Source organism: Streptomyces noursei ATCC 11455 (assembly GCF_001704275.1).
Classification (GTDB): Bacteria; Actinomycetota; Actinomycetes; order Streptomycetales; family Streptomycetaceae; genus Streptomyces; species Streptomyces noursei.
This window is the reverse complement of sequence record NZ_CP011533.1, coordinates 20,231-46,712: the sequence shown is the minus strand read 5'-3', so window position 1 is coordinate 46,712 and position 26,482 is coordinate 20,231. Positions and strand designations below refer to the sequence as shown.

Annotated in this window: 19 protein-coding genes and 1 pseudogene; 3 read left to right on the top strand and 17 right to left on the bottom strand. The window is 68.0% G+C overall.

From position 1 onward, the window contains the following. Positions 1-182: 182 nt before the first annotated feature. Positions 183-1,022, bottom strand: coding sequence for a hypothetical protein (locus tag SNOUR_RS45785; protein WP_159425709.1), 840 nt, complete (start codon positions 1,020-1,022; stop codon positions 183-185). A gap of 520 nt (positions 1,023-1,542) precedes the next feature. On the opposite strand from SNOUR_RS45785, the gene SNOUR_RS45780 reads away from it, so the two are divergent. Further along, positions 1,543-1,701: a hypothetical protein gene (locus SNOUR_RS45780; protein ID WP_159425708.1), complete on the top strand. Its 159-nt coding sequence runs from the start codon at positions 1,543-1,545 to the stop codon at positions 1,699-1,701. A gap of 285 nt (positions 1,702-1,986) precedes the next feature. Here the strand turns inward: SNOUR_RS45780 and SNOUR_RS00200 are convergent, their stop codons facing one another. Then, positions 1,987-2,547, bottom strand: coding sequence for a hypothetical protein (locus tag SNOUR_RS00200; RefSeq protein WP_159425707.1), 561 nt, complete (start codon positions 2,545-2,547; stop codon positions 1,987-1,989). On the opposite strand from SNOUR_RS00200, the gene SNOUR_RS49055 reads away from it, so the two are divergent. Then, positions 2,513-2,848 (top strand): helix-turn-helix domain-containing protein, encoded by a 336-nt coding sequence (locus tag SNOUR_RS49055; RefSeq protein ID WP_376738479.1) that lies wholly within the window; start codon positions 2,513-2,515, stop codon positions 2,846-2,848. The two genes, SNOUR_RS00200 and SNOUR_RS49055, sit on opposite strands and share 35 nt — an antisense overlap. Here SNOUR_RS49055 and SNOUR_RS00195 read toward each other — a convergent pair. From SNOUR_RS00195 to SNOUR_RS47645, 5 genes and pseudogenes are all read right to left on the bottom strand, one after another. Next, a complete protein-coding gene (locus SNOUR_RS00195) occupies positions 2,808-3,392 on the bottom strand; it encodes a hypothetical protein (protein WP_159425706.1) in 585 nt (194 codons plus the stop codon). The genes SNOUR_RS49055 and SNOUR_RS00195 overlap by 41 nt on opposite strands. 1,117 nt (positions 3,393-4,509) lie before the next feature. Further along, positions 4,510-5,718, bottom strand: a complete 1,209-nt coding sequence (locus tag SNOUR_RS00190) for an IS110 family RNA-guided transposase (RefSeq protein WP_067342856.1) — start codon at positions 5,716-5,718, stop codon at positions 4,510-4,512. Between the two features lie 1,110 nt (positions 5,719-6,828). Continuing rightward, entirely contained in the window at positions 6,829-7,557 is a 729-nt protein-coding gene (locus tag SNOUR_RS00185; RefSeq protein WP_067342854.1) for a DUF8842 C-terminal domain-containing protein, read from the bottom strand. Positions 7,558-8,194: 637 nt separating this feature from the next. Then, the gene (locus SNOUR_RS00180) at positions 8,195-11,797 is read right to left on the bottom strand and encodes a hypothetical protein (protein WP_067342852.1); all 3,603 of its coding nucleotides are present in this window, start codon (positions 11,795-11,797) and stop codon (positions 8,195-8,197) included. Positions 11,798-12,019: 222 nt separating this feature from the next. Continuing rightward, a pseudogene (locus tag SNOUR_RS47645) lies at positions 12,020-12,166 on the bottom strand (ATP-binding protein); the annotation flags it as partial. 533 nt (positions 12,167-12,699) lie between these two features. Here SNOUR_RS47645 and SNOUR_RS00175 point away from each other — a divergent pair. Further along, positions 12,700-14,487, top strand: coding sequence for a reverse transcriptase/maturase family protein (locus SNOUR_RS00175; protein ID WP_174717825.1), 1,788 nt, complete (start codon positions 12,700-12,702; stop codon positions 14,485-14,487). Here SNOUR_RS00175 and istB read toward each other — a convergent pair. The 10 genes from istB to SNOUR_RS00125 form a co-directional block, all read right to left on the bottom strand. Then, positions 14,473-15,243: an IS21-like element helper ATPase IstB gene (gene istB / locus SNOUR_RS00170; protein WP_312631428.1), complete on the bottom strand. Its 771-nt coding sequence runs from the start codon at positions 15,241-15,243 to the stop codon at positions 14,473-14,475. The two genes, SNOUR_RS00175 and istB, sit on opposite strands and share 15 nt — an antisense overlap. After that, entirely contained in the window at positions 15,240-16,862 is a 1,623-nt protein-coding gene (istA, locus tag SNOUR_RS00165; RefSeq protein ID WP_167739084.1) for an IS21 family transposase, read from the bottom strand. Before istA ends, istB begins: the two co-directional genes overlap by 4 nt. A 139-nt stretch (positions 16,863-17,001) precedes the next feature. Then, entirely contained in the window at positions 17,002-21,459 is a 4,458-nt protein-coding gene (locus SNOUR_RS00160; RefSeq protein WP_067342849.1) for a hypothetical protein, read from the bottom strand. Between the two features lie 106 nt (positions 21,460-21,565). Further along, positions 21,566-21,784: a hypothetical protein gene (locus SNOUR_RS00155; RefSeq protein ID WP_067342847.1), complete on the bottom strand. Its 219-nt coding sequence runs from the start codon at positions 21,782-21,784 to the stop codon at positions 21,566-21,568. 2 nt (positions 21,785-21,786) lie between these two features. Then, on the bottom strand, positions 21,787-22,068 hold the full coding sequence (locus SNOUR_RS00150) for a hypothetical protein (RefSeq protein WP_067342845.1): 282 nt from the start codon (positions 22,066-22,068) through the stop codon (positions 21,787-21,789). A gap of 92 nt (positions 22,069-22,160) precedes the next feature. Beyond that, the gene (locus tag SNOUR_RS00145; protein WP_067342844.1) at positions 22,161-22,463 is read right to left on the bottom strand and encodes a hypothetical protein; all 303 of its coding nucleotides are present in this window, start codon (positions 22,461-22,463) and stop codon (positions 22,161-22,163) included. A gap of 78 nt (positions 22,464-22,541) precedes the next feature. Next, positions 22,542-23,126 (bottom strand): hypothetical protein, encoded by a 585-nt coding sequence (locus tag SNOUR_RS00140; RefSeq protein WP_067342842.1) that lies wholly within the window; start codon positions 23,124-23,126, stop codon positions 22,542-22,544. A gap of 320 nt (positions 23,127-23,446) precedes the next feature. Next, positions 23,447-24,040: a hypothetical protein gene (locus SNOUR_RS00135; RefSeq protein ID WP_067342840.1), complete on the bottom strand. Its 594-nt coding sequence runs from the start codon at positions 24,038-24,040 to the stop codon at positions 23,447-23,449. A 195-nt stretch (positions 24,041-24,235) separates the two neighbouring features. Beyond that, positions 24,236-25,966 carry a hypothetical protein gene (locus SNOUR_RS00130; protein WP_067342839.1) on the bottom strand — a complete coding sequence of 577 codons (1,731 nt, stop codon included), beginning with the start codon at positions 25,964-25,966 and terminating at the stop codon, positions 24,236-24,238. After that, entirely contained in the window at positions 25,966-26,421 is a 456-nt protein-coding gene (locus tag SNOUR_RS00125; RefSeq protein ID WP_067342837.1) for a hypothetical protein, read from the bottom strand. The genes SNOUR_RS00130 and SNOUR_RS00125 overlap by 1 nt, the downstream gene beginning before the upstream one ends. Positions 26,422-26,482: the final 61 nt, after the last annotated feature.

Below are 26,482 nucleotides of genomic sequence, written 5' to 3'. Positions count from 1 at the left end.
CATGGAGGGCCCGCAGCCATCGGCCGCGGGGAGGGTTGGTAACCCTCGCCTTAAGCTCACCCGCAACCGCTTACCACGCTACCTACCACGACGGCTCACCCTCATTGCGAAGCAATCACATCCACCATGGTTATGGCTCCACCTGACTGCGGTGAGGCGTGCGCGGCAGCCGCTCACCAACCTCACGGTCGGTCGCGATTGCCGGATGCCTCAGGGAAGGCTTTCCGAGCCTCACGAACCGCTACGCTCCACAGCGTTAGTGATCCTCCGTTTCTCTGCGATAGTTCAGTCGCGATCCCTCGATACCACCCACCATGCTTCTGCATCTGCTCGCGTGCAATATCGACTCGGTCGGTAGCCTTGAGCCCTTTCGGCTCGGTGACAGAACCCTCCGGTCTGCCGGTACCGGTGCCCGGTTGGACACCCTTTCGTTTCTGGTCGAACTCTTGAAGGTCACTACGGAGAAACGCAGGTAGAGGATGTCCAGTCGGCCCCTCCACCTCTCCTACGGGATCAGGGAAATACCCTGGAAAGTCAACCAAGTATTTCTTGATGGTGGCGTATGGCGATCGAGCCGGCATGGCGAAATTCAACCACTCGGTGGCTTGACGAATGGAGATCAAGTCATCCGGATCGCCGTTGTACAGCTCCGGGTCAGTGGGAAGAATGGCGTCACGTTTGCGCTGCTGATGCGCAACATAAAACCGCTCAAATTCCTCTCGGTCGAAGTAGGCGGCGCGATCGAGTGTGATCTTTTCCGGGTGCCGAAACCCCTCTGGCTGCTGCTCGCGCTCCGCGTACCAGAGTTTGACCGTGGACAGGCCAGCGCCGGTTCTCTGCCTGATCCAGTCTCGATTTACCACCGTACGGCCCTCGTATACGGCAGTCTTCGGGTTCAACTGCACCGCGACCGCAACCTTTCTCCTTGGGCCGCATGCCTGCCAATGCAGCTCGATGCCCGGTCGGTACTGCCATCTTGGGAAAACGCCGCCTGTTACGGCCGCGACGACTCGCAACTCCAAGAGCCAGCACTCCTGCATGGTTAATCGTACATGCGAGGTACGGGGCCCTCTGCTCCGGCCATACGGGAAACATGACAGTGCTGTCGCTGAGGCGACGGGAGGCGTCACTGTCGTCGGCATCTGGACTACGAGAGCGGCCCCAAGACCGGCATCGACGTCGAATGGATACTGGTTGCACGAGGCGGCCGCCCTCGTTCCTGCGCGGCGGGAGGGCGCCAGCAGCACTGGGTTGAGACGCCATCCTCGGCCGGAGCGGCGCAGCGTCAAGCAGTCGAGATCCTCGGTGTCCTCATGCGAAGCCACGCCTATGAAACACCCCAGCGGAGTCGGACACGTTCAGGCCGAAGGCCACCCGTTCGTGTACGGTCCTGGCCAATGCCCGTCCGCAGGCGGCACATCGCGCCGTACGGTGACGTCCTGATCGTGGAGGGGAGACAGCGCGTGTCCGAGGGGTAGCAGACCGCCGCCGAGTCCGGCATCGACTACAGCAGGCTCGGCCTTCGGTGACGACATCCCCAGCGTGGTGCCGCTGGTGGAGGCCAAGACCCCGCACAGGGTCGTCTTCGGGATCGACACCCTCGGCCAGTGGCGGATCGAGGCGCACGCCGAAGACGGCACCTTGCTGGAGGCCGCCTGGTGGTGGACGTACGCCGTCGGTGACGGCACCGAGGACGATTAGGAGGACGCCGTCGGCTCGGTCGTGCCCGACCTATCGGCACCTCCCACCGCCGCGGTGACCGCCCCCTGCTCGATGCGGACATCCTGCGCGAGCAGGCTGGCGACCTCACGGAGGTCGCGGTGATGGCCGACGACGCTGCCAGCAGGGCGCTCTCGAACAGGCTGGACCGGCTCAGCGTCTGGGCGGCGCGGTGCGCACCTACCTGCCAGACGCCGACCGCGCTGGTCCCTTGCAGCACCATCCGCTGACCCAGGTCGATCCGGCGCTGCCCGAGGCCGCGACCGGTCACAGCCCACCTGCGCACCGCCGCCGGTCGTGCTCGTCCAGCGCATCGAGGAGACCCCGGCCCAGCCGGAGGGCGAGGAGGATGTCCGGCGCGAGGCCGAACTGGACCGGCACACCGCCCAGCTCGCCGAGAAGGAACGGCTGCTGTGGGAGAAGGACGACACGAGCGCTGACCTGCGCCGGCAGGTGCAGAAGCTGTCCAAACAGCTGCGCGCCGAGTGTGACAGCGCAGAGCCGGAGCAGGTTGCGGTGTACGCCGACCCGGAGCGGCAGTTTAGCCACGAGGTCACCCAGCACTGGCTCACCACCCTCCCACAGGCCGAGCGCAAGCAGCATCCCCTCGCGCCGTACCGGCTCGGGCGGGACTGGCTGGCTTCTCTGGAGGCGATCGAGTTGGTCGACCACTGCAAGGCCCTCGACGTGGCGGTGGAGGTCTTTCACCGGCCGTGTGGTCGACAACGCCGCCCGCCGGTGCACCGGTTCCGCTCCAGCGAAGGCGGCGACGCCGAATCCCCCATCCGGGACGATGGGGCGGTGGCCTGGCGGTGCGACACCATCCATCAGGGCACTGGCCGAGGTGACGGGCCGGTCGTATGGCAGCGCGCACCGCCTGCTGACCGACGCGGGGGTGGCCTTCCGTTCCTGGGGCAGCCGGGAAGGCGGCGTCGTGACCCGGCTACCGTCGCACCGCACGAAGGTCGGGGTAGTCCTCGGAGCCCGGGGCCCCGGCTGCGAGGGCCCGTTCGGCCGCTGGGCCGACGACGGCCGGTCCGCCGACGAACGCATGGTGGACGAGGCCGATGACGGCACGGGCCCGAAGCCTACGCACCGCCGGTATCCGGCTCGGGCGTTCCGAACATGAGTGTTGCCAAGTCCTGGATATGTACGGCGAGTTCACGGACATGCGTCGCGCCGGTCTCGCTGTCAGCGAAACGAGTGTCGGAATCGCCGAGCTGCGCGGCGGGGTCGGCCATCGAGTCGCGCCATTGCTCCACCAGGCCGATCAGGCACTGCAGGATGCCCCGCATCGGATCTGCGATGGTGCGTCCGCTGAACCCGTCGACGGCCGCCAGGTGCGCCTCGGTCCACCTCAGCCGCTCAACGATCATGTTGGTATCGATGAGCGGAGCCTGCCCGGGCGCCGACGGTGACAACGACACCTCGGACTGGGAGGACTCCACCAGCAGGTAGAACTCCTCTAGGCCGAGCTTGGCCTCCTCGATCGCGGTCATCGCGTACGCCTGAGCCCACGCGTTGAGGATGCCGGTCAGGACCGCGACCTTCCGGTCCTCGGTCATGTTCTCCAGGATTGAGCCCTTCAGCGGGATCTGCAGCTTGGCCAGGGCCTGCGTGAGCTCTTTGGACGTGGGCAGCCCGTCGCGTACGGGCACGGTGGAACGCGTCATGCAGGTCACCCTAGCGGCCTGCACGGGCAGCCAATTCCGTCATCCGCGTCGAGATGACGGCCGGGCACGCCGGCCTGCTCCGGCGAAGCCTCAGCGATCGGCCCGTACACCGCGCCGGCAGCCGCCGCGCAGTCGCCGATCAGAGCAGTCAAGGTGGCGATCAGCCGAGTGGCGTGCCGACGCGACGCGCCGGTACTTCCAGTGGTGCGTTCATCAGAGCATGATGGCGCGCGTAGCCGGGCTGCGAGGGCGTTCGCCACATTGCAGTGAACACACGACAAAGTCCCCAGTCGCCCGGGGCCCGTCTTCCTCCGCTTGCGCGGAGAAGGGTGCTGCGTTTGCCAAGCCTCTGGGGCCACACACGGCTTACACCCACTCAGGCAGGCAAGAGACTCGACTCCGCCGAGCGTAGTCAGTGCGCGTGGCCCACCGTCAGCGCTCGGGGCGGGCACGCTAACTGATGTGGACCCGGCCCCGGCCGAACGCCGGGCTCGAAGAACCACCGCCCTGCCACCTGCCATGACGTGGGCCGCGTCCTTGCCACCGGCGAGGCATTCAGCCGCCCCGCCCACGACTGGGGCTGGACTGGTCATTCGTCTACACCATCTGACCTGCGATCGCGCACTTCCGCACAAGCACTTCGGCCCCCGAGGCGCATACCCCGGTTCTGGTCCGCCACGACAGGTCGGAGACGGCTGCCGGGGCCGACCCGTAGGCTCCGCGTGTCGGGCGGGGAGCGTGGCGGCCCCTGCCCGGCGCCCGGACTGCTGCCTCGGGCGTGTTCCGCCCCCAGCATCGAGCCCATGACCTGCCCATCGGCACCGATCCAGTCGCAGGCTTCGTTCTCCTCCCATCCGGCGCCGCAGCCATCCTCGTTGAGCAGGCAATTCAACTCGTCCTCGGTCAGGACCGGCTGGCCACTCGACAGGCATCGAGATCGCTGTCGCAGGTCATCGCGGCGATTTGTGCACGTGACGAGATGTGTTTTCCGCGGCGGAACGGCAGACTTCGAACAACCAGTTCGGGTTCGTGACTTTCATCGTCTGCGCCGCAGGGAAGGAAGGAACGCGAGGTGCGGGGGGGGGTGCCTCTATGTCCTTCGGCAAGGCGGAGTGGGTCATGCGGGGGCGGTTTCGGGGGTGCGTAGTTCGTAGAAGGTGCCGTCGGGGAGCATGGCGAAGAGCACGCTGATGCGGTGGCGTGCGAGGCGGAGGAGGGCTTGCGTGTGGGTTTTCCTGCGGGCTCGGCATTTGTCGTAGTAGGTGCGGGAGGCGTGGTCGTGCAGGGCGGCGAACGCGGAGAGGAACATTGCGCGTTTGAGCTGCCGGTTTCCGCCTCGGGGTGCGTGTTCGCCGTGGATCGAGGTCCCGGAGGACTTGGTGGCCGGGGCGAGGCCGGCGTAGGAGGCGAGGTGGGCGGCGGTGGGGAAGCTGGTTCCGTCGCCGACGGTGACCAGCAGGACGGCGGCGGTCCTGACCGCGACCCCGGGCATCGAGGTCAGGACCGGGGAAAGAGGGTGGGCCTCCAGCAGTTCGCTGATCTGGGCTTCCAGGGCCCTGCGCTGTTCGTGGACGGCCGTGAGGGAACGGGCCAGGGACGGGATGACCACGTCCAGGGTGCCGGTCCCGGGGACGACGACGGTCTGTTCGTCCAGGGCGTCGAAGATGTCGTCGATCAGTCGGGTGGCCATGCGCGGGGCCTTGGGGCGGATCACCTCAACGAGTCTGCGGCGTCCGGCTTTTCGCAGGGCGGCCGGGGATCCGTAGCGTTCCAGCAGCCAGGTCACCGCGACGTGGTCGAGGCGGGGACCCAGGACTCGCTCCAGGCTGGGGTGGAACTGGGTGAGCAGGCCGCGGATGCGGTTGGAGGTGCGGGTGGTCTCGGCCGCGAGGTCCTGGTCGAAGCCGACGAGCACGGTCAGCTCAGCGGTGTTCTCGTCGGTCACCTCCAGCGAGCGCAGGGTGTGCGGCATGGTGCGGGCCGCGTCCGCGATGACCGCGGCGTCTTTCGCATCGGTCTTGGCCTCGCCCGGGTAGAGGTCGGCGATCCGCCGCATCGCCAGTCCCGGCAGGTAGGCGACCTTGCAGCCCGCGTCGCGGGCGACGGTCAGCGGGAGGGCGCCGATGGAGGCGGGCTGGTCCACGATCACCAGGACGGTGCCGAACTTCGCGGCCAGCTTGTCGAACACGGCCCGCAGTTTCGGCTCGCTGTTGGGCAGGGGCTTGTCGAAGACCTTCTTGCCGGCCGGGGTGAGTCCGTGGCCGTGGTGAGCGGTCTTGCCGACGTCCAGGCCGAGGAACACGCCCACGTCTTCGGTATCGAACATCGCGCCCTTCCAGGAACGTTGCCGGTGTCGGCCTCGGCGTCGGTGTCGTACGCGCGCATCCACGTTATGCAGACCTGCCGCCCGCGAGCGGCCGGGCATTGCACCCGGCCAGGCGGCGGTCGGACCTCTTATCAGCGTCTCCGACGGCACCTCCCGGGCCCGGTGACACCACCCCCCAGGTCATGCCTTCGACAGGGGGGAACAGTCATGCCGGGCCCGGAGGCCAGCGGCCCTCTTGCAGGACCGCGAAAAACATAACGGGGGGGCGTAGGGGGCTGTGGAGGAATCCGCGGTGGGGTTGCTGGGGGAGGAGGTATCGCAGGAAGGGGTGCTGCACCGAAAGACACGGCAGGGGCCTCGTGTGGTGTGGGGAGTCTCAGCTTTCGCACGTCGTAAGACGCTTTTGGGTGGGCGGACTTGGCGGGTTCGGTGCCATTTCGCAGGCTGATCGCCACGTCAGTGAGGTCGAGCTCCACGTATCCATTATCGGTGCCTGCCAGATGGCCAGTAACGGTTACCGGAAAGCTGTCCCGGAGGACTTCACACATGTCGAGTGCCAACTGACCCAGCGCGGTCCCGATCGTAAGTTGAGCCTCGTCAGGGATCCAACGGTGGCTTTAATGGTCCCACTGCCGACATGGCGTCACCACCAATATCCGTGCTGCCGGGGTGCCTTTGGGAGTGAAACGCAGTTTGGGGTCGGAGGACAGGTACCCCTCAACCGTGATCTTTATCTTGCCGGACACTGGTGTTCTCCTCGTTGGGGACGGGACGTTCCGTTCCGTAGGCGCGGTTTGCATCGGGGCGGACTGCATCTTGCGAAGAGGCGCATCCAATATGGACTGGTGTGGCGATCTTGGGATGGTGAGGAGAGACGCTGCCGCCGCCGGCTGGCCGTACCCTCGTAGTTCATCCCCGGGTGGCCGTGCTCGTTCGTCGTGGTGCTGGAGATGGGCGTCACGTCGCGGACGCAGGTGCTGGGCGTGGTCCGGTTCGGCCCAACCGACGATGCCACCGCATCACGCCAAGGACGATGGCGGCGAGCAGAATCAAAAGGCAGCCTTTGGGCGTGAAGCTCATGTTTCCCCCTGAAATGTCTGGTCGAGTGGGTTAGTTGAGGCCGAAGTCGGTGGGGCGGCCGCACGCAATGCGGGCGCCGGCCAGCTGGCCGTTGCTGGCGGCGACGGCCAGGGCCTCGCGCAACTGGTCCGGCTCGTCGTCGTGGCGGCCGCCGATGTCCCCGGCCAGGAGCAGCACCTGGCGGACGTCGAGCACGCTCTTGATCCATCCGGGGATGGGCTTGGCAAGTGTGCCGTGGTAGAAGCGCTGGCCGGACGGATCCAGCACGATGAGCTGCAGGTTGCGGCCGTGCGGCTGGAACACGGCGACCCACTGTCCTAGTGGTGGGGCGTCCAACTCGGCCGTGACCAGGTGGAACCCGTTCTCCAACAGGCTCTGCATCAGGATGTTGCGGGGCTCGGCGCCGTGGGTGCCGGAGTCCGTCAGTGGCGTCATGACCATCCGGGCAACAAGCATGGGTGTGCCGTCCACGATGTCCGTGGCCATCGTCATGTCGAGCCCGCCCTCGGGTTGGACGACCGCGGCCGTGGCCTCGGCGTTCAGCGCGATGACCCTCGACGGCGCACAGCGGTCGTGGGCGAACCAGATGCTGCCGGCGGTCGCCACGGTGCTCCGGCCGAACACGACGTTGACCGGCCCGCTGTCGAGCGGCTCCCGGCACTCGATGCACGTCCCCTCGGCGATGCTCCGGGCCTGCAGGGCCATCTGCGGACCAAGGGCCGCCTCGACCTCCGGGCTCATCCGTACGGCCAACGCCATGCCTGCTCCCCTCCCTCGTGCCGGTGGCCTCGGTGGCTTCGGCTTTGGCTCACCGTACCGGCGTCAGACCTGGCACGAGTCGGGCATGGGCTGTCCTCCCAACTGGTCTGTGGTTCCAGGGAGATCAGCCTGGCCCGAGTGTGCTGGAGGGTTCAAGGTCCTGTTCCTCGGCCAAGGTGATCGGGTGGCCAAGGGAAGTATGCCCGTCTGACCGAAGTGGGGACGTCTGTTCGGGCGCAAAGGACTGGCCTAAAGGCCAGGCTGAACATGTCGGAGGGCCCGATCCGGGCCTCTGTCGTCGACCACCCTCACGCTCGTGCGGGGCCCGGATGCGGGCCGGGCGGGGGAGTGGTGCAGGTCAGCCCAGGAGGGCGAGCAGGGGCGCGGGCGGCAGGGCCTGGGAGCTGTCGGACGCGGCAAGGTGTTCGGCCCGCTCGCGGCGGAGGCCGTTGAGGTGGCCTACTCGGGGAGCCGGGGTGGGAGTCGTCGGCGAGACACAGCAGGTCCGGCAGAGTGCCGTCGTCCCATCCGGCCTGTTCGGCGAACCACTCGCGGAAGAAGGGCAGGTGCAGCAGCGTGCGACCCGCGTCGGGCAGGTCGGAGTCGTTGATGATGAAAAGTGCTCTGATGCCTGTTCTTAGAACAAGCGCTGCTGCCCGGCGCTTTCCAGTGCGGCCCTTGCTTTGGCCGCTCGCCGCTGAGCGGCCCGCTTCTTGCGGTCTCGTTGAGTATCTTCCTTGGCCGGCTCGCGAACCTGCGTATTCCCTTTCGTTCGAGTCGTGGGCTCATCCAGGTCAAATGCACTGACAACCTCAGCGAACACGGCGACTGGGTCGGCGAGCTGCAGGGGGGCCGGGCCGTGGGGCGACGTCGACGGCTCGGTCCTGGTGGCAGGAACCCGCGCCAGCCGAACCACCGTTGCGTCGTCGTCCAACTGCACAGCCACGGCGCCGTCGAGCTGACGGCGCCGAGCGCACCCTGCGTGATCCCTACAGGGAGCCGGTTCGCTCGTCTGCCGGTGCCGACACTCCGTCACCTCACACTGCCTCGGCAATGCCTCACCCGCCGATATGCCTTCGATAGCAAGACGTGGGGGCGCAGTTACGCTTTGAAATCCAAGGCCACAATCCTGCGATGCCTCACCACCCGTCACTGGATCTATCGCGAACACCCGCGGACCCGGAACATACGGTGGCGCCAGCACCCTCCACGGCCCCACCTGAGCTGCCGCCACATGAGCACGCCCCCACCCCACGCACGCGCCCCACTCATTACCGCCAGCCCTTGCCGACCATCCACACGAGCACGTCACCCACGCGACCACATCGAGCGTGGGGTCATACCCCGCACGCCGCGACCGCGCCCCCTGACCCGGCACCGTGAACACTCGCGTCACATGCTCCGGCGGCGCCACGTCGGCGCTCGCCTCCCGAGCCGGCACGATCACCGGCGAGTACTCTCCGTCCTGGAGCACCCACGCCCGCCCGTACGTCTCGTAGCGGTCAAACGTCCCCCGCCACGGCAACCCCTGCACCGTCACCCCGCCGTGCGTCACCGGCTCGGGCGTGACCATCACCCGCTGACCCTTGACGTACCGCGGAGCCGGCAAGGCCGCCCGCACCAGCGCCCCCTTGATCGCTGCCTGCAACTCCGCGTCCGCGGCCGCCTGAACCACGCTGGCAACCTGGTGCCGACCCCTGCCGAACGTCGGGCACGCCGCGCACCGCTCACCGCGCACATAGTCCCGGTCAAAGCACCGGGGGCACGACTCCGGGAACCGCTCCACCTCCGCCACATCCCACACCCGCCGGGGCGTCACCCCCAGCTCTGCCAACACCAAATCGAACGACCCGGTATCGCGCACCCACCTCCAGTCCTCACCTTCGACACCGGGCCGCTCCGTCCACGCCAGGAAGAAGGACCGCCCACGCGTCGCCGCATGCGAGCAAAACCGCTGCGCCTCCTCACGCGTCACCACCCACAACCCGCGCGCTCGCGCCGGAGCGCTCTTGCGGGAGGCGATGAACACCAGCGCCGGACCGTCCCCCCACCGCGCCGCCGGCACCTTCTCCACCTCGGCGCCCGCGCCCTGGACGACGCCCGCAGGCGCGGCGACACCAGGGCAGTACCCGCCGTCATCCGCCCACCCCTCCAGCGTCCCGGGACCGGTGACAACGTCGGCCACCTTCACCGGTACCAGCACCCCTGACTCGAACAAGCAGCGCCGCACCTGGTCGAGATCACGAATGTCATTGATCGCCACATGGTCACTGGCCGCACCACCGATCATGTACCGCCAGCCGTCAGCCCCCTCGTGCTTCCAAGCGGCCTTGACCGCCAGGCCGTCCGGCTCCCGCGTCGCCAACATCACCGCGTGATCCGACTGCACCTGAGTGCGCACCGACCACCCCTGCTCCTCAGCTTCGGCCACCAGGTCCACAGCGGCCGCGGGCAGAGTCTCGCGCTCCGCCTCGATCCGCGCCGCCTCAGCCGCCGCCGCATCCCGCGCGGCCTTGAGCTCCGCGACTGTCGGCCCCGCCTCCTCCCCCTTGAAGAGCCGATCTTCACTCAGCAGCGGGTACCGGCGCCGATCCGCCGCCGACACCCCGAAGCCGTTGTCCGCGACCGCGCACTCCACCGCCTCGATCTGCCGCGCCCGGCGCCAGAGGTCCCGCGTCCGGCGTCCCTTCGCCGTCAGCACGATCTTTCGGCATCCCGGACCGCCCGCGGCTGCGCCCACGATGCCGGCCGCCCACAGCGTCAACACCCGACCCTTGGCAACCCTGGTGTTCACATCGAACCGCGTCGCCGACGTGTCCTCGGCCACGAACCCGTCCGCGGTCTCGAACAGCTTCCCGTCGTGCGCCCACCACAACACGTTAGATTGCGCGCTGCTGAGCGCCAGCGCGGCCGCCTCGTCGATCTCTTCAGGCGTCATCACTCCCGCATCCCGCCGCTGGTGCTCGTCCAGGTGTAGCCCGGCCGCGTACTCCGCATCCTCCCGGCCGGTGAACACTCCCGCCCGGTCCCTGCGTTCCGTCGGCTCCCCGAACTTGTCCACCAGGACCGTCATCGGGCCGTGCCGGTCACACTCCACCGCCCACTCCCGCTCGGCCAGGTCCAACGCCGTCGCCCGCGCCGCCGGCCGTGAGATGTAGTTCCCCTCCACCGGTACCGGTACGGGAGCCGGCGCCACTGCCGCCTGGTCGCCCTCCTCTCCGTTGCCTACCAGCGCGTCGCTCACGGCACCGCCGGGCACCTGACCAGCCGTCGACACATCGGCCTGATCGCCAACAGGACCACTGCGAACACCTCCACAGCTGCCCACACCATCGGCCACCACCTCGGGCCCCGCTGCCGAGAAGAACGCCTCCGAACCCCCAGACTCCGAATCCACAACGTTTCGCAACGACTCGACACGAAGCACATACGCCCCTGCCTTAACGAGTTCTGTATGCCGCTCGCCTCGATGGTTCTTCGCCGTCATCATGTCCCCGGAGCGCGCCGTGATCGTCCACGCCACCCCATCCAGGGGCATCCCAACAGCGACCCCGGTCCCGCGCACCACCCCATCCGACAACTCCTCGTACGCCGTCCCCACCCCAGGCACCACGAAGACATCACCCACCTGGCCATCCGCGGCCGGCCGTCGCCGTACGTCCGCCCACGTGTAGCCGTGCTCCCCGCGCGCTTCTTCCACGGCCGGTGCCGGCTCGTCGTCCAGGTACGCCCGCACCAACGCCCGCACGCTCTCCGCGTCCGGCTCACCGTCCGCACCGATCACCGGCACGCCGATTCGTGCATCATCCGGAGCGACGACGACCCACCCTGCCGACTCTTTCGCGACATTGAAGACCTCGCCGCGTGTGGTCGCGTGCCACATGCCGTCAATGATCCGCGTGAGCGTGATCCGCCGCTTCCCCGCGCCGCTCATGTCCTGCTGCTCCTCGTCCTCCTCGACCTCGGCGCATCCGGCGAACCGTCGTTCCCATGCCTGCGCTTCTCGTTTGGCTCGCGCAGCTTCCCGCTCCGCAATCTGCCGTTCCCGCCTGGCCGCCCGCTCACGGTCCCGCAGCTCACCTTTGGCGGTGATCGCTTCCAGCTCTGCGCGACGCTTCGGGGCGTCGGCTACCCACTGCTCTAGCTCCCGCATCTGGGCCGCGCGGTGCGCCTTCTCTGCCTCGCCGCGGGGCAGGAACGGCAGCCGCTCGGCTTGGTCTCGCGCTTCCTGTTTCGACACACGCGAGCCCGAGGCGGCTTCCAGGCGCGCCGCTTTCGCCTCCTTGTCCGTCTTGTGGAGCCCGGATGGCTTCGTTCACTTCAAGCGACAGCGTTTGTCCATCGGTTTTGGCGGCGGGACGCGGTCTGCGGGGGCGTGGATGTGCATGAGAAATGACGTCACTTCGTGGGATGGCCCGCCGCCCGTGAGGGCGGCGGGCCATCGAGTTCGGGCCTGCGGATGTCAGCCGGCCTTAGCGGGTTCCTCGGCCCGGGCCCGGGTGGAGGCGAGCCGGTAGGAGTCGGTGCCGGTCTCGATGATCGTGCCGTTGAAGGTCAGGCGGTCGACGATGGCCGCGCAGAGGCGGGGGTCGGTGAACGTCTTGGTCCAGCGTGCGCCGTGCGGCGCTTCGTTGTATCCCCGACGCAGTCGGGATGAACTTGGAGGGAGGTTCTTGGGTCGCCGGGCTTACTTGAGCGCGAAAGCGTGAGGGGACAACAGCATGCTCGGAAAGCGGTGTCCGTCTGGAGGCGTCCAGGGCGGGGTGCCGCAAGACCCGCGCGATATGGCTAAGGCTTGATTACTTGAAGCCCAATTCCCAGCGGTGCGAAAGACACCCGTCGAAACGACGCCTGAATTCGACGTCACGCCATGCTTCGGTCGCGGTTGGAGGCTGGAGCAACCTCCATGGCGTTGAGCGCCTCCCAGCGAGGGCGGCCAAGGGAATGAGTGGGCGGCCTAAGTCGCGCTAGATACGTACAACGAAGACGTACCACGGGATCGCCTACGGGGCGCGAGCTCTATGGCGACGGAGTGCCCGTAGTAGTCGCAGGAGTGACGACCTGCCAGGGAGGCCGGGAAAGCCGGTCACAGGGCGAAGGGGCACAGGTGATTGAGGCGTCCGGCGATGGGAGGTATGCGTAATGCAGAGCGCCGCAACGGTGCTGGGCGTCCTCCGGGAACGCGGCAGGCAAGGTCTGCCGCTGGCAAGACTGTATCGGCAATTGTTCAACCCGCAGTTGTTCCTGATGGCTTACGGGCGCATCTACGCCAACAAGGGTGCGATGACGCCCGGGGCCACCGGGGAAACCGTGGATGGTATGTCCCTGGAGAAGATCGACACGATCATCGGTAAGTTACGTGCCGAGACGTATCGTTGGACTCCGGTTCGGCGGACCTACATCCCAAAGAAGAACGGGAGAAAGAGACCGCTCGGACTGCCTACGTGGTCGGACAAGCTGGTCGCTGAGGTGGTCCGCCTCCTTTGGGAGGCGTACTACGACGTCCAGTTCTCCCGTCACTCCCACGGCTTCCGCCCCGGTCGGGGCTGCCACACCGCGCTCAACGAGGTGGTGGAAGTCTGGAAGGGAACACATTGGTTCATCGAGGGAGACATCTCCGATTGCTTCGGCAGTCTGGATCACGGGGTGATGCTCGCAATCCTGGGAGAGCGAATCCACGATGGACGATTTCTGCGGCTGATCCGCCAGATGCTCAAGGCCGGGTACTTGGAGGACTGGCGATGGAATGCCACGCTCAGTGGTGCGCCACAGGGTGGCGTGGCCTCTCCGATCCTGTCCAACATCTACCTGGACCGGCTGGATCAGTTCGTTGAACAGCGCCTCATGCCGGACTACAACCGGGGCAGGCTGCGCCGGCGGAACCGGGAGTACTGGCGCGTCGAAGCGAGGATTAAACGGGCAGGCCAGCGTGGAGATAAGGCGGCAGTACATGCGCTTCGGCAGCAGCTGCGACGCCTTCCCAGTGCCGACCCGGATGATCCGGACTATCGGCGGCTGCGGTATGTCCGCTATGCCGACGACTGGCTGCTCGGATTCGCTGGGCCAAAGCGAGAAGCCATGGAGATCAAAAAACGGATGAAGGATTTCCTGCATGACGAACTCAGGCTGGAACTCTCCGAGTCCAAAACCTTGATCACGCACGCTGCCAGCCAGGCGGCGCGCTTCCTCGGTTATGAACTGAGGACTCAGCTTGCCGACACGAAGATCACTCGGGGGCGTCGAGCGGTCAATGGCTGTATCGGCCTATACGTGCCACGGGATGTAATCCGGAATCGGTGCGCGTTGTATATGAAGCGCGGGAAATCCAAGTTTCGCGGGGCACTGATACACGATCAGGACTACTCGATCGTTGCGAAGTACCAAGCGGAATATCGGGGACTCGTCCAGTACTACCTGCTGGCCCAAAACGTGGGACGTCTGGGCATACTGCACTGGGTCATGGAGACATCCATGCTCAAGACTCTGGCCAGGAAGCATCAGTCCACCGTCACCAGGATGGCTCGCCGACATAGGGCGACCGTCCAGACGCCCGACGGGCCACGGACGTGCATGCAGGTCATAGTCAAGCGCAGTGACGGCAGGAAGCCACTGGTCGCCCGCTTTGGCGGAATCCCGCTGAAGCGGCAACGTTTTGCTGACCTGGTCGACAGGAAACCGTCAACGAGATACACCGGCAGCAACGAGCTGATTCACCGGCTCTTGGCGGGGCAGTGTGAGATGTGCAGATCGCGGAATGGTCTGCAAGTCCACCACATCCGTAAGATGGCAGATCTCAACCGGCCTGGTCGGCCCGAACCTTCTCCCTGGGTAAGGCTCATGGCGCAACGTCGACGCAAGACCCTTGTGGTCTGTCACGACTGCCATTGGGAAATCCATAGAGGACGGGCCACGGTCTCAACTCGGAGATGACGTCACTGGAGAGCGGTATGCGTTGAAAGGCGCCCGTACCGTTCGGGAAGGGGCCGTCGGAAAAGGACCCCAGCCAGGGGCACCTCGTCGGCGGCCTACTTCACCGCCGAAGGACTCGTTGGAGGCGATGGCGACGCTGTTCTTCTCCTCGCGCTCGGTCAGGACCTGGAAGAGCAGTTCGGCGCCGTGCCGGTCGAGTTCCATGTAGCCGAGTTCGTCGATGCAGAGCAGGTCGACGCGGCCGTAGCGGGCGATGGTCTTGTTCAGCTGCTTCTCGTCGGCGGCCTCGACCAGCTCGTTGACCAGCTTCGTGGCGAGCGTGTAGCGGACCCGGTAGCCCTTCATAGCGGCCTCCGTGCCGAGGGCGATGAGCATGTGGGACTTGCCGGTGCCGGAGTCGCCGATCAGGCAGAGCGGCTGCCCCTTCTTGATCCACTCGCAGGAGGCGAGGGTGTGGACGGTGGCCGCGTCGATATTGGGGTTGGCGTCGAAGTCGAACGTCCGAAGGGACTTCTCCCTCGGGAAGCCAGCCGCCTTGATCCGCCGCTCCGAGCGGCGGCGGGCCCGGTCGTCGCACTCGGCCATCAGCAGTTCGGCGAGGAAGCCCCGGTAGCTCATCTGCTCCTTGAGCGCCCGCTCGGCGATGTCGGAGAACTCCTTGCGGATCGACGGAAGCCGCAGCATGCGGCAGGCGGTGTCGATGGCGGCGTCGGCGGCCTGCTCGGTCAAGCCTCGCTGGCGGGGCAGGGTGGTCATTGCGCTTCTCCCTCACGGTGGTCACCGCCGCTTTCGCGACGGCGTCGGAGCAACTGGTCATAGGGGGTCACCGAGGGCAGCGGCCTGGTGTCCGGCGGAAGGTGGGCAAGACGCCACTCGTGCAGGAACGTCACGTTTCCTGGCGTCGGTCCCGGACCGGTGGCCGGTGGTTCGTCCTCGGCCTGGGCGGCCTTGCGGGCCTCCAGCGCGACCGCGTCCGCGGTCAGGGCTCCGGCCCGCAAGGCGGTGGCCAGCCCGGCGACCAGGTGCTCGTGCGGGATGTGCCGGCCCAGCAGCAGCACCTCGATCAGGGCCCGGGTGCCGTCCCGCTCGCCGTGGACCTTGCGGGCCTGGGCCCACCAGGCGTCATGGACGGGGGTGAACTTGCCTGCCGAGCGGGCCTGTTCGAGGGCGGTGGCGCCGGGGAAGGCGCCTGGCTTGCGGATCAGGGCTTCGAGGTAGTGGTCCAGCTCCAGGCGGCAGCCGGCCTTGGCGATCAGCCGCTCATGCCGGGCGACTTCCACATTCTGGTCGTAAACCACCAGGTGGGAGGCGTGCAGGACGACCCGGACCCGCTTGCCGATCAGGCGGACGGGCACCGAGTAGCGGTTGGTGCGGACGGTGATCTGGCTGTAGCGGTCGACCCTGGGGGTGAACACCCGCCCGGTCTCGAACGGCTCCTCCGGCAGCGGCAGCAGCAGCGGCCGTTCGAGCTCGAAGTACTCGTCGATGGTCCGCGGCCGCGAGCCGATCCGGCGCCGGCCGTCGTGCAGGTCCCACTGCTCGACCATCTCGTTCAGCTCCGCCAGCGAGGAAACCTCCGGCACCGGGGTGAAGTGGTTGCGGCGGAAGTAGCCGATCTGCCCCTCGACCCCGCCCTTCTCGTGGGCGCCGTCGATGCCGGGGCGGCAGTAGAAGCTCTCGATGCCGAAGTGCGACCGGAAGGCGATCCACCGGTCGGTCTCCACCCGGGCCCGGCTCAGTCCCAGCACCTGGGCGACGGCGGCCTTGAGATTGTCGTAGCGCACCCGCCCCCGCGGGACACCGCCCAGCGTCCGCAGCGCGTGCACGTGGCCCTCGAAGAAGGCTTCCTGGCCGGCGGAGGCGAACACCCGGTGGACGGCCTTGCCGGAATACGACAGGCGGAAGGAGAACAAGTAGCAGGTCACCAGCTCGCCGGCGAGCCGCACGGCCACGTCACCGAAGTCGACCTCCGCCTCCATCCCCGGCGGATGGGTCTGCGGGACGAACGCCTCGATGGGCGCCTTGCCCGCCTCCACCGCGATCTGCGGCTTCCGGTCGGCGACATACCGCCTGACCATCGGATACGACACCTCGGCGCCGTGTTCCTCGACCAGCCGGTGAAAGATCCGCGTCACCGTGTGCCGCTGCTTGCGCGGCGCGTCCAGGTCCGCCCGCAGGATCCCGTCGATCACCGCCTTGTACGGATCGAGCGCCGACGGCCGCGGCGGCAGCGGCTTGCGCGGCTCCGGCCAGGCCGAGTCCAGAGCCTTGCGCACCGTCCGCCAGCCGACGTTGTACTTGCGCTCCAGCTCCCGCATCGCCAGGCCAGCCCGGTGGTCCCGCCGGATCGCCGCGTACAGCTCGACCTTCGACATCTGCGGCATGACCAGGACCTTTCACCGGAAACACCCCGATGCTGTCCTGGCAAGCCCCCCACCGCCGTCAAAACTCGTGAACATCACCCGACCGTGGAACCGGGCGCCTCCAGAACCCGTGTACAACCGCCGTCACGACTCATGAACAAAGCCACCCGGAGGTGTGCAGCGTCGCCAGGTACGCTGCGCGCTTCCCGTCTGCTGTGGCTTGGACCGGCCCGCAGTGCCCCTGCACGGGGAGCCGCACAAACCCGCCGGTGGCCAACAGCCGAACCCGAGGCCCGCTCACCGCGCGGCCTCCATCGAGCCGTACCACCCCGTCGGTGTCCATGGTCAGCCGTCCCGCGGCCGCCCATCCGGCTACCTCGGCAACCTTCTCCGACCATCCCAGGCGCGGAACGATGCCCACCGCGTCCATGTAGTCCGGGTACCACCGCTCACGTTCGGCGATGGACTGTTCCGGTGCGCCGGTCTCGGGGTCGGCCGGAAGCATCTCGCTGCCCTCGTCCCCGTCTTCGGTTTCGGCGCCGTCGCCCACCGGTCGGCCAACGCGTTCAACGCCGCTGTCAGCATCTCGAACGGGTCCGTGCTCATCGTCCCCGCAGTGGCTGCCGGGGGAGTGTGCAGGAATGGGAGTCACTACCTCCGCCGCGTCATCCGCTCCCGCCTCGGGAACCTTGACCGCTTCCCGCGCCTTACGGTCCTGCTCTGCCAACTCCGCCAGGCGCGCCCGCGTCGCGTTGTACGCCTGCACCACCAACTGATGCGCCGCCGGCTTACTGTCGGCGATCCCCACCAGCCGCCGCGTCTTGGGATCGTGGCCGTACCCGGGCCCTTCCCAGACCACGAACTGTTCCCCGTACCGCTCCATCCCGTACGACTGCCATCCGCCGTAGGTGATCTCCCAGCCCTCATCCGACTTACCCTGCGGAGCACCCACCAGGGCGCGCTGCACGTGGTCGTCTGCGGCAGCCAGCATGCGCGTTTCGGAGTCCTGGCGCACCATTGCCCACACGTTGCCACGGTCCGACGCCGCGCCCACCTTCCTGCCGTCGCCGTTCTTGACCACGAACGGCTTCTTCAGCCGGTGGTTGGTCTCGATGCGGTACGTGTGGCCGTATGCCGTGGTCATGATCGACGCGTACCCGTCCGCCTCCCCAGTCCGGGTCATCTCCTCGCCGCATCCCACCGCGGGGGTGTCCATGGCATCGGCGGGGATGGCGCGTACCCACCAGGCGACATACGCCATGCGCTCAAGGTGCACCCATTCCCGCTGCGCGGCCGACGCTTTCCGGCTGCTCTCCACGATCTCGCCCCAAGTGCGACCGGCGAAGGCCACCGCCAGATCTTCGTGATCGTCCGCGCCCATCTGCGCAGCCTGGGCTGGCGCGTCGGTGTACCGGCCAAGGCACCACCGGTCAGCCTGGAACCGTGTCCCGTCCTGCTCTCCCTCGATGAGGAGACCGAAGCGGCCGTGGCAGATGTCGCACCGGCCCCCCTCGTTGGCGCCTGTCACCACGCACCCAAGCGCGATCAGCTCATCTGACGGGGCGCCGGCGAACGCGTGGAGGGGGACTGCCTGGCGGCCTGGCCCGGCCGGCGCCGTCGACTGCGGCCCCTCGGTCTCCTCAGGTTCGCTGGTTTCCTCGGACGCCTCGGGTGCCGGGACCGCATCGCGATCCGGAGCCTTGACCACGATCCCCGGGTGCGCCCGGAACGACCAGCCCTGTTGCTGCGCCACCTGCCGCAGCTGTACGTACCCCGTGGGCAGGTCGTACCGCGCGGCGTCCACGTCTTCCGTGACCACCGCTTCCGCCCGCACCGGGACCGGAGCCGGCTCAGGGGCCGATTTCACCTCAGGTGCGGCAGACAGGCGTGCCGTGCGGCCCTTGAACGGCCCGTCGTACCCGGCATCCCCCCATTCGGCCACCAGCCCCAAGGAGGCAAGCGCCGCGTTCGCCGCCTTCACCGCACCGGGATCCATCGCACCGCGCACGAACCACCGGGCCTCCCCAGGCGGCGTCAGGTCCACCGCGTGAAGTTCCTTCCACCGGCCGTCCGTCAGCCGCAGGACCGCCGTAGCAGCACCGCCGGCCGCGTTGATCACCGCGCGCTTACACCTCGCCACGTCCACCCTCGGCGCCCCTTGTGGAGCCGGCTCGGGGCCCGGTTGCGGAGGCTGGTGTGCGTCCCACACCGCCAACGCCTCATGTCCCTTGGTGGTCAACTCCACAGACAGCGGCGCGGCGTCATCCTCAGGAACCGTGATCCCTGCCAGTCCGTGACCGGTCGCCCACCCCATATCCCTGAGCAGGACCGGGGCGCCCTTACGGATGCGCCACTTGCCCGACGTCGTGACTTTCACGGCGCCTGCGTCGATAGCGCGGAGCACCTCGGGGAGACGGGCTTGCCACCGGAGGACGTTGGCGCGTTCACGGTCGGTCATCACACCCGGCGCCGCGCCTTCGGGACCGGCCACGGGAGCCGGCGCGGCGTGCTCGGCGAACGCGTCCCGCGCAGCCTGCGCGGTAGCGAAACGCAGCACCCGATCACCGTCCATGAACTGCCCCCTGGTCCCCATGCCGGGGCACCTGCACATCACCCGAAACGGACCCTCCCCACCACGCTGTTCGTGGTACTCGATCAGTCCTTCGTGGCCGTTGCGCTCCACCGGCGCCGCAACCTCCACCGACCCCAGCACCGCCCCCGGCACCACTTCGCCCAGCCAAGCCCCTACCTGCAGCGTGGCTTCGGCCCGGGCGTTCGCCGCCGCCTCCTCACGCTCCACAGCCGACCGCTTCTCGCGCTGCCGAACCCCCCACTCAATCTCCCGGCTAGAAGACGACACCCACCGCGGGAACGTCGGATCGTGCTCCTCGCCCATCGGCGCGGCAGCCGCTGACGCCCACACCTGCGCCGCACGGTGCGCCAGCATCCCCGCCGACACATCAGCACCCACCGGCGTCACCACCACCCGACGCCCCTCCACCCGCACCACAGGGCACGGGAACGCTGCCTTGAACCATGTGATCCGCGCCCACCCCGCCCGCAACTCCCGCCGGTACGTCTCCACCGGCCCGCACCCAGCCGCCAACGCCCAGCCGCGCGCCACGACGTTCACCGCCAACGGCTGTTCGCTACGCCGCTGCTCCCACTTCTCCATTACGACCCGGGCCTGGCGGCGTGCTTCGCTCCGATTCCGTTCGGCCACCATCAGCAGCAACGCCCGTCGCAACTCGGCCGCCTCAGGGCCGGCCGGCACGCGGCCGTCCCGGAGCATTGCCTCCAAAGCCCGCATATCCCGCCACGGGCGGAGCGTGTACATCCCGATCCGGCTGCCGGTCAGAGCCCGCCAGGCGGCAGCCACCATGTCTCCGCGCTCACCGCGCCGCACCCTGGCGCCCGGAACGTCCAGCGCACGCCCCTCCTCCGCCACCTCCTCATGCCCCGCCGCCCCCGCAAGCTCGATTACCGCGCGGTCCCGCGCATCCCACAGCCCCTCCCACACCTCACCTTCCGCCGTGGACTGCTCAAACCGTCGCTCGCGCTCGGCGTCGAACACCGCGCCCCACTGCTCACGCGCCACCCCCACAAATGCCGGAGCATCCGCGTACCGGCGCACGTACTCGGAGAGGATCCCTCGCACCTGCCCGAGGAACGTCTCCAGGTTCATACCCGGAGCGGCAGCAAGACGTTCGGCGTCCCGCCGCGCCACCTCGGCCTGAGCGGCCGCCAGCAACGGAGCGAACAGTTCATCCGCCTCAGGCGCCAACAGGGCCTTCTCCAAACGGTCGGCCGCGTCCACGGCCAACTGCGCCAGCCGGGCCACACGCCGCGCCATCTCAAACGCCCGACGCGCATCCGGCACCAGGCCGCGAGCCTCCGTGTCCGACACATCAAACATCAGCGCCTCGACCACATCCCGAGCCCGGCACGCGATCCGATACGCCGCCCGGTAATGCGGGCCCCCCTCCAACTCCGCCTGCGCCACCCACGCAGCCTCGCCGCGCCGTGCGGTCACCGCATCCAACGCCACCTGCGCCCGCTCCAGCGCCCCCGCCGCATCCGCCGAACGCTCCCCAGCCACCTCACACCAGTGGCCAGCGTCCCGCCCCTGCGCCGTACGCTGCTCCCGCTCCCCCGTGCGGTCCACCAGCGTCCATGCCTCATCTCGGACGCGGGCAAGCATGTCCCGATACCCGCAGCCGGAGTGCACCACCGTCACGGAACCATCGGGCTCCACACACCCCATCGTCCCCGACCCCCACCGACTGCCGTTCCACACAGCCTCGGCCACCACATCCGTCATCTGAAGATCACCACGCCCATCCGGCGCCAGCCACAACCCTTTCATCACCAGACGCCAGCACCGCGCACTGTCACGCCACACGGAGCACTCCCACCCCCGCGCCTGCGCCTTACGCCCCAACGACCCCAGATTCCGCGGGGCGCCATCCGATACCGCCTGCGCCACCATGTCCACCCCAGCCACCTCGGCCCCCTCCGCCGACACCAACACCGGCGCAATATCTGTCTGGTCCTGTTGCCCCTGCGGGCCGTCATATCCATGTGCTGCACGATCGGAGTAGTCGCTCACTTCTGCATCCTTTTGGTTCAGCTGGCGGAGTACCGGGCACAATGCAGCCCCGGCCATGTTCCGGCCGGGGCTGCGTCGAATCCGTCTGGTTCACGGCGTGGGTGGTTCAGTTCGATTCCTCCCCCTTGATCTCCTCCAAGGCGAGTTCGAGTTTTCCGAGGGCGTAGTACTTGAGGCGCCGCAGATCCTTGGTGATCTCTGTGGTATTGACGGGAGCTTCGGTGACCGTCGGGTCGTGTTTCATCAGCACGTCCAACAGGGTCTTCTCCGCCTCCTCCAGCATCTCGACGATGCTCTGATTGATCTTGGGTCGCTTGCGGGCCACGGTCAGCCTTCCTTGTACGCCGTGATCGAGGCGTGCCCTGCGACCGCCATTTCTTCGGCGTGCAGGACAATGGGGTGAAGGTGCTGGTAGCAAGCGAACTCGTTCCTGCGCTCGCCGAGGCCGGGAATCCCTGTACGGTTCACCGTGTACGTCACGACGTGATCCGGTCGCATGATGCAGCGCGCCTCGTCACCCGGAAATCCCCCGCAGGTTGGGCGGGTATCCTGCTTGATCTCGATCTCGGTGGCGGTGGTACTAAGCCACGCCTTTGTCGTGTACTTCATGGTGATTCGGATCCTCCTTCTGCCGGGGGTTACCGGACACAAAAGCGGGCCGTTCCCCGAAGGGAGCGGCCCGCCGTCGAATTCGTCTTGTCCTACGCGTCGGTGGAAACGGAATTTCCGTCGATCCGGGTTCCGTCGGGGTACACCTTGGGCAACAGTTCGAGATCGCCACTCAGCTTGTTTTGCAGCTCTCCGAGAAAATTCCGAACTGCCTTATCAAATTCTGTATCCGAACCGTCGACCTCGCTCGCGCACTTCGCGCATACGCGGTTGAGGAGATCCCCTCCGATACCCCGGATCTCGAACGTGGGCGTGTCGGATGCATCGACGTCGATGAACACAACGGGCGCCATCTCGAAGTTGGTGCTCGTGCACCCCTTGAAGCCACACTGCATGCTCTTCTCCTTCCTCGTTGCGGGCGCCTGTTGGCCGCCACGGCGACTCCACGTCGCTGACGCGGAGCGCCGAAGCAGTCAGCAGGTGGTGGCCTTCCGAACGTCGTTCCAGCCGTAGAGGCCGGTGGGTACGCCCGCGTTCCACTCACACAGTCGGGCATCGACCGGGTCAGCTTCCTGATCAGTGATGAAGTGGGTGATGGCCACCTCACGCGCGTACGAGAATTCGCCGTCGGCCACGTAGGAGTACCGGCCTCGTGCAGGGTCGTTGGGGAAGTCGAAGGTGAATTCCCAGACTCCTTCGCCGTCCGGTACTTCGGTGGTCCAGGGGTCGGACTCGGCCATGAAGGCGGCTTCCCTATTGAGCCAGTCGAAGTCCTTGAAGTCGTCCTTGTGCACTAGGCGTGCGATGAAGAACTGAGCCCGGTCCAGAGAGAAGGTGGACACGAGTTCGTCGGCCGGAATGAGTTCGATGCTCTCCCCCTCCCATACGTAGAAGGCGGCTCGCTGCGGGTCCTCATTCGGCTGGCCCTGGACGGTGAACACGTGGCCGGCGTCCTCGACCTTCCAGACCTTTCGTTCCTCCATTGCGAGCATGCTGCTGAAGATGCCCGAAACGGGCGGCAGTTCGGTGACGGTCTGGCGTTCACGCCAAGCGGTCATGATGTTGTTCTCCCGGCAGGAGGAGCAGTCGTCGTCGCACTCGTCGACGTGCGGGACGGTCAGTTCGTCCCGGAAGGCTCCGTACGTGACGCCCTCCGCGGTCGGCTTCGAGGCCGCCTCTACGGCAGGCCGCCGGCCGACATCCTGGAGGTGGATGGTGTTGGTTGAGGTGTGGCGTGCTGGGGTGGGGCCGTACCCGGGGCACGATCTGGCTCGGGTACGGCCGGACGGCCGGGGCTCAGCCAGGTACGTCCGACGTCGACGGCGCGGTGGTGGTGAGGGCGCCGCCGCCTCATTCGGCCAGACGGCACTGGGCAGGGTCAGGAACTGGCCTGCGGCTTCTCGGCCAGCGGGGGCGTCACGTCCACCCGCAGGGCGCGCCGTGTCGCCGTGTTGCTGCTCTCCACCCGCCACACCTTCCAGCCTGCCTCAACGAACGCGGCGGCGACGGTGTCGAGAGCAGAGTTCCGGGCGGTGCGGACGGTCCGCGACTTACGGGACCTCATGCCCCGCTCGTCCTGCGCACCGTCGATGAACCAGAAGAGTTCCAGCGTCCGCCCCGCCCCGGGCCACATGAACGCGCCCTGCGGCCCCTCCGGGCTGTGCCACTCCCGGTACAGCATCTTGCGACCGGGAACCGTGGCCACCGGAACTTCGGCCGCCCGCAGGATGTCTATCGCTGCGATAACGCCCGGGTCCTGCGCGTACTCCGGCAGGACTCCCACCGCGTCCAGCTCCGCACCTTCACCGCTCACGGCCGGGCGCAGCTCCCCCACCTGGGACTGCCGCACACCCCCCTCGCCGTGCTTGTCGGGCTCTACCGCTCGATGCGCCGCCTCCAACTCGATGCGCTCCGGCGTACCGCCGTTCACCATCCGCATGGCGTACGCCGCCTGCTGCTCGCTGCTGCTCATCAGGTGTTCCTCTCCTTCGGGTACCGGCCTGCTCTCGCCGGGGATTGCGCCGGGCAGGCCCGGCTAACGTCGCCGCCCAGCAGGGCGAACAGACGCGGTTTCTGGACTTTCTGAACCGGTCACACGCACGTGGGCGCGTACGGGGCCGCGGGGGCGCCGCCCGACCCGATCGCCGGGCGGCGCCACGGTGCGGGATCAGACCTGGCTCAGTCCGGCGTACTCGACGGGGACCTCGACGCGGAACAAGTGGTTCAGGGCCTTACGGGCGTTGTCCGCCGCGTTCAGGCGGCCGTCGAGCCGGGCGATGCGCACGATCAGGGGCGGGTGCGCGGGGATACGGCCCATGGGCGAGTCGACGACCGCCGTGATCCGGACGAACACCTGCTTCCCGGTCGGCAGCACCGGCCGGCAGTCCACGCGGATGCTGGGCGTGCCGGTCTCGATGGCGGCACGCTCGTCGGGCGTGCCCATGGTGGCCATGTACGCGCGGGCCGCCGTCCGGATCTCCTCGGCCGTGGCGGGGACGTACGTGCCGCGCATCTGCTCGGCGCGCGGCTCGACAGCCAGGACTGCCGCGCGGGCGCGCTCGATGGCGGCGCGCGCCTTGTCCCGGGCGGCGGTGCGGCTGGCGAGCCCTTCGGCGGTGCGCAGGGCCTCCCATGCTTCCTCGGTGGCGTCCCGTGCCGCGCGCAGCTCGGGGTGAAGGCCGGCGGGCGCGGCCAGGGGCAGCGTCTCCAGGTGGCAGGCGATCGTGTGCAGGTCGCGCGGGGACTCGCTCAGGGACGCGTCGCGGATGGCCTCGTACGCGGCGAGCGCGGTGAACAGGGGCGCGGCGGTGGCCGGGGGCATCTCGGCGGCGATGGCCTCACGGATCGCGGGGTACAGCTCCGGCCGAGGCGGCTTCACGCAGTGGGCGAACGCGGCGCACAGTGCCTCGTCGGTCGGCTCCTCGGTGTGCTGGTCGGCCCACCACTTTCCGGCGAACTGCACCGCGTGGCGACGGGTCTTGACGTCGTCGGCCGGGCGCTCCTCGGCGGTGGGGACGGAGCGGCCACCGGTGCAGGGGCCGTCCCCGTTTGTGGCGTACGGCGTGCCGCAGCCGGGGCAGAAGTCGACGGAGTGGTCAGCGATCAACGCGGTGGGGATGTACCGGGCGGCCTGGTAGCCGTTGGACACGTAGACGGTGCCGTCGGTGTCCAGGGTGGTGCGGGCGCGACCGGGGGTGTTGTCGAGCATGCGGCGCTGCACCATAGCGACGCCGCCGCGGTCGATGTCGGCCTGGTCGTCGTGGTTGGGCAGGATCCAACGGCCCGCGTCGCGGAGCTGGACGACGTAGTCCGTGTGAGCGAGGACTTCGGCGGGCGTGCGCAGCTCCTCGCGGGTGAGTTCGCGGCCGGGCATGCCTTCGAGGACGGAGGCGCCAGCGGGAACGGGGTCGGCGGCGAGGACCTCGGCGGCCGAGCGCGCGGCGGGGGCGGGGGCGGTGCCGTACAGGCGGGCGAGAGAGTCGACCGCAACGATCAGGTGGTGTCCGGGCTCGAACACGCGGGCGTCGCCCATGACGCTGTCAGCGTGGGTGCGGGTGGTCCACGTGATCTGAACCCACGGGGTGCCGGGGCCGTTGTACGCCTTCACGGTGCCGATGGTGCGGTCTTCCAGGCGGACGGCGGCGATCACGTCCATGCCGGGGCGGACCATGTCGGCGCGCACCGGGATCGCGGTTCCGGCGGCGACGGCGGCGTACGTCTCGGCGAAGTAGGCCAGGAGGGCGTCATCGATCGGGCCGGTGAGTTCCTGGGCGGTCGGGCGCTGCTCCTGCACTGCGTTTGCGCCGTGGCCGTCGGTCCATACATAGCCGCTCGGTTCGCTGTCGGCTTCGGCCTGGACGGTCACCGCCCGGGCGGTGAAGTGGAAGTCGTCGGGCATCACTGGTGCCCGTATTCTTCTCTGACCATGGTTAGGAACTTGACGCTGAGCGTGTTGTGCACGACGCCGAGGATCTTGTCCCCGTGCCGGTCGTGGATGACCTCGTGGCCGCGCTTGGCGATGGACGCGGACAGGTAGAACCGCCGGCCCTGGTACTCGCGGTAGAGGCAGTTCGCCGACTCCGGAAACGGCTCGCAATTGCAGATCGGGTCGACCGTATCGAGGATGACGTCCCCCGGTCCCTGGCCGATCGGCAGGAGGCTCGCGAGCTGGACGCGGATGATCTGGTCCCGCTGCTCAGGATCACCAGGCCGTGTCATGTCGGCTGAATCGACGATGCTGCGCGTCCTGCGCACGATGTCGGGGCGCTCCTTCGAGTGCCAGTTCACGGCATATTTCGTGAGGACCGATCCCGCTTCCTCGGTGTCAGCCGGCTCGGGCTCATTGGGTTCCATTGCGTTGTCCTTTCGTGGTTCCTCGGTCGGGCGGTTTCCCGAGCATGGAAAAGCGGCCCAC

Excerpts from the sequence above, each read along its gene's own strand:
- SNOUR_RS49055 (WP_376738479.1), top strand. The coding sequence starts at position 2,513 with ATGGGGCGGTGGCCTGGCGGTGCGACACCATCCATCAGGGCACTGGCC.
- SNOUR_RS00200 (WP_159425707.1), bottom strand. The coding sequence starts at position 2,547 with ATGGATGGTGTCGCACCGCCAGGCCACCGCCCCATCGTCCCGGATGGG.
- SNOUR_RS00195 (WP_159425706.1), bottom strand. The coding sequence starts at position 3,392 with ATGACGCGTTCCACCGTGCCCGTACGCGACGGGCTGCCCACGTCCAAA.
- SNOUR_RS00190 (WP_067342856.1), bottom strand. The coding sequence starts at position 5,718 with ATGTTCGATACCGAAGACGTGGGCGTGTTCCTCGGCCTGGACGTCGGC.
- SNOUR_RS00185 (WP_067342854.1), bottom strand. The coding sequence starts at position 7,557 with ATGGCGTTGGCCGTACGGATGAGCCCGGAGGTCGAGGCGGCCCTTGGT.
- SNOUR_RS00175 (WP_174717825.1), top strand. The coding sequence starts at position 12,700 with ATGCAGAGCGCCGCAACGGTGCTGGGCGTCCTCCGGGAACGCGGCAGG.
- istB (WP_312631428.1), bottom strand. The coding sequence starts at position 15,243 with ATGACCACCCTGCCCCGCCAGCGAGGCTTGACCGAGCAGGCCGCCGAC.
- istA (WP_167739084.1), bottom strand. The coding sequence starts at position 16,862 with ATGTCGAAGGTCGAGCTGTACGCGGCGATCCGGCGGGACCACCGGGCT.
- SNOUR_RS00150 (WP_067342845.1), bottom strand. The coding sequence starts at position 22,068 with ATGAAGTACACGACAAAGGCGTGGCTTAGTACCACCGCCACCGAGATC.
- SNOUR_RS00145 (WP_067342844.1), bottom strand. The coding sequence starts at position 22,463 with ATGCAGTGTGGCTTCAAGGGGTGCACGAGCACCAACTTCGAGATGGCG.
- SNOUR_RS00140 (WP_067342842.1), bottom strand. The coding sequence starts at position 23,126 with ATGACCGCTTGGCGTGAACGCCAGACCGTCACCGAACTGCCGCCCGTT.
- SNOUR_RS00135 (WP_067342840.1), bottom strand. The coding sequence starts at position 24,040 with ATGAGCAGCAGCGAGCAGCAGGCGGCGTACGCCATGCGGATGGTGAAC.
- SNOUR_RS00130 (WP_067342839.1), bottom strand. The coding sequence starts at position 25,966 with ATGCCCGACGACTTCCACTTCACCGCCCGGGCGGTGACCGTCCAGGCC.
- SNOUR_RS00125 (WP_067342837.1), bottom strand. The coding sequence starts at position 26,421 with ATGGAACCCAATGAGCCCGAGCCGGCTGACACCGAGGAAGCGGGATCG.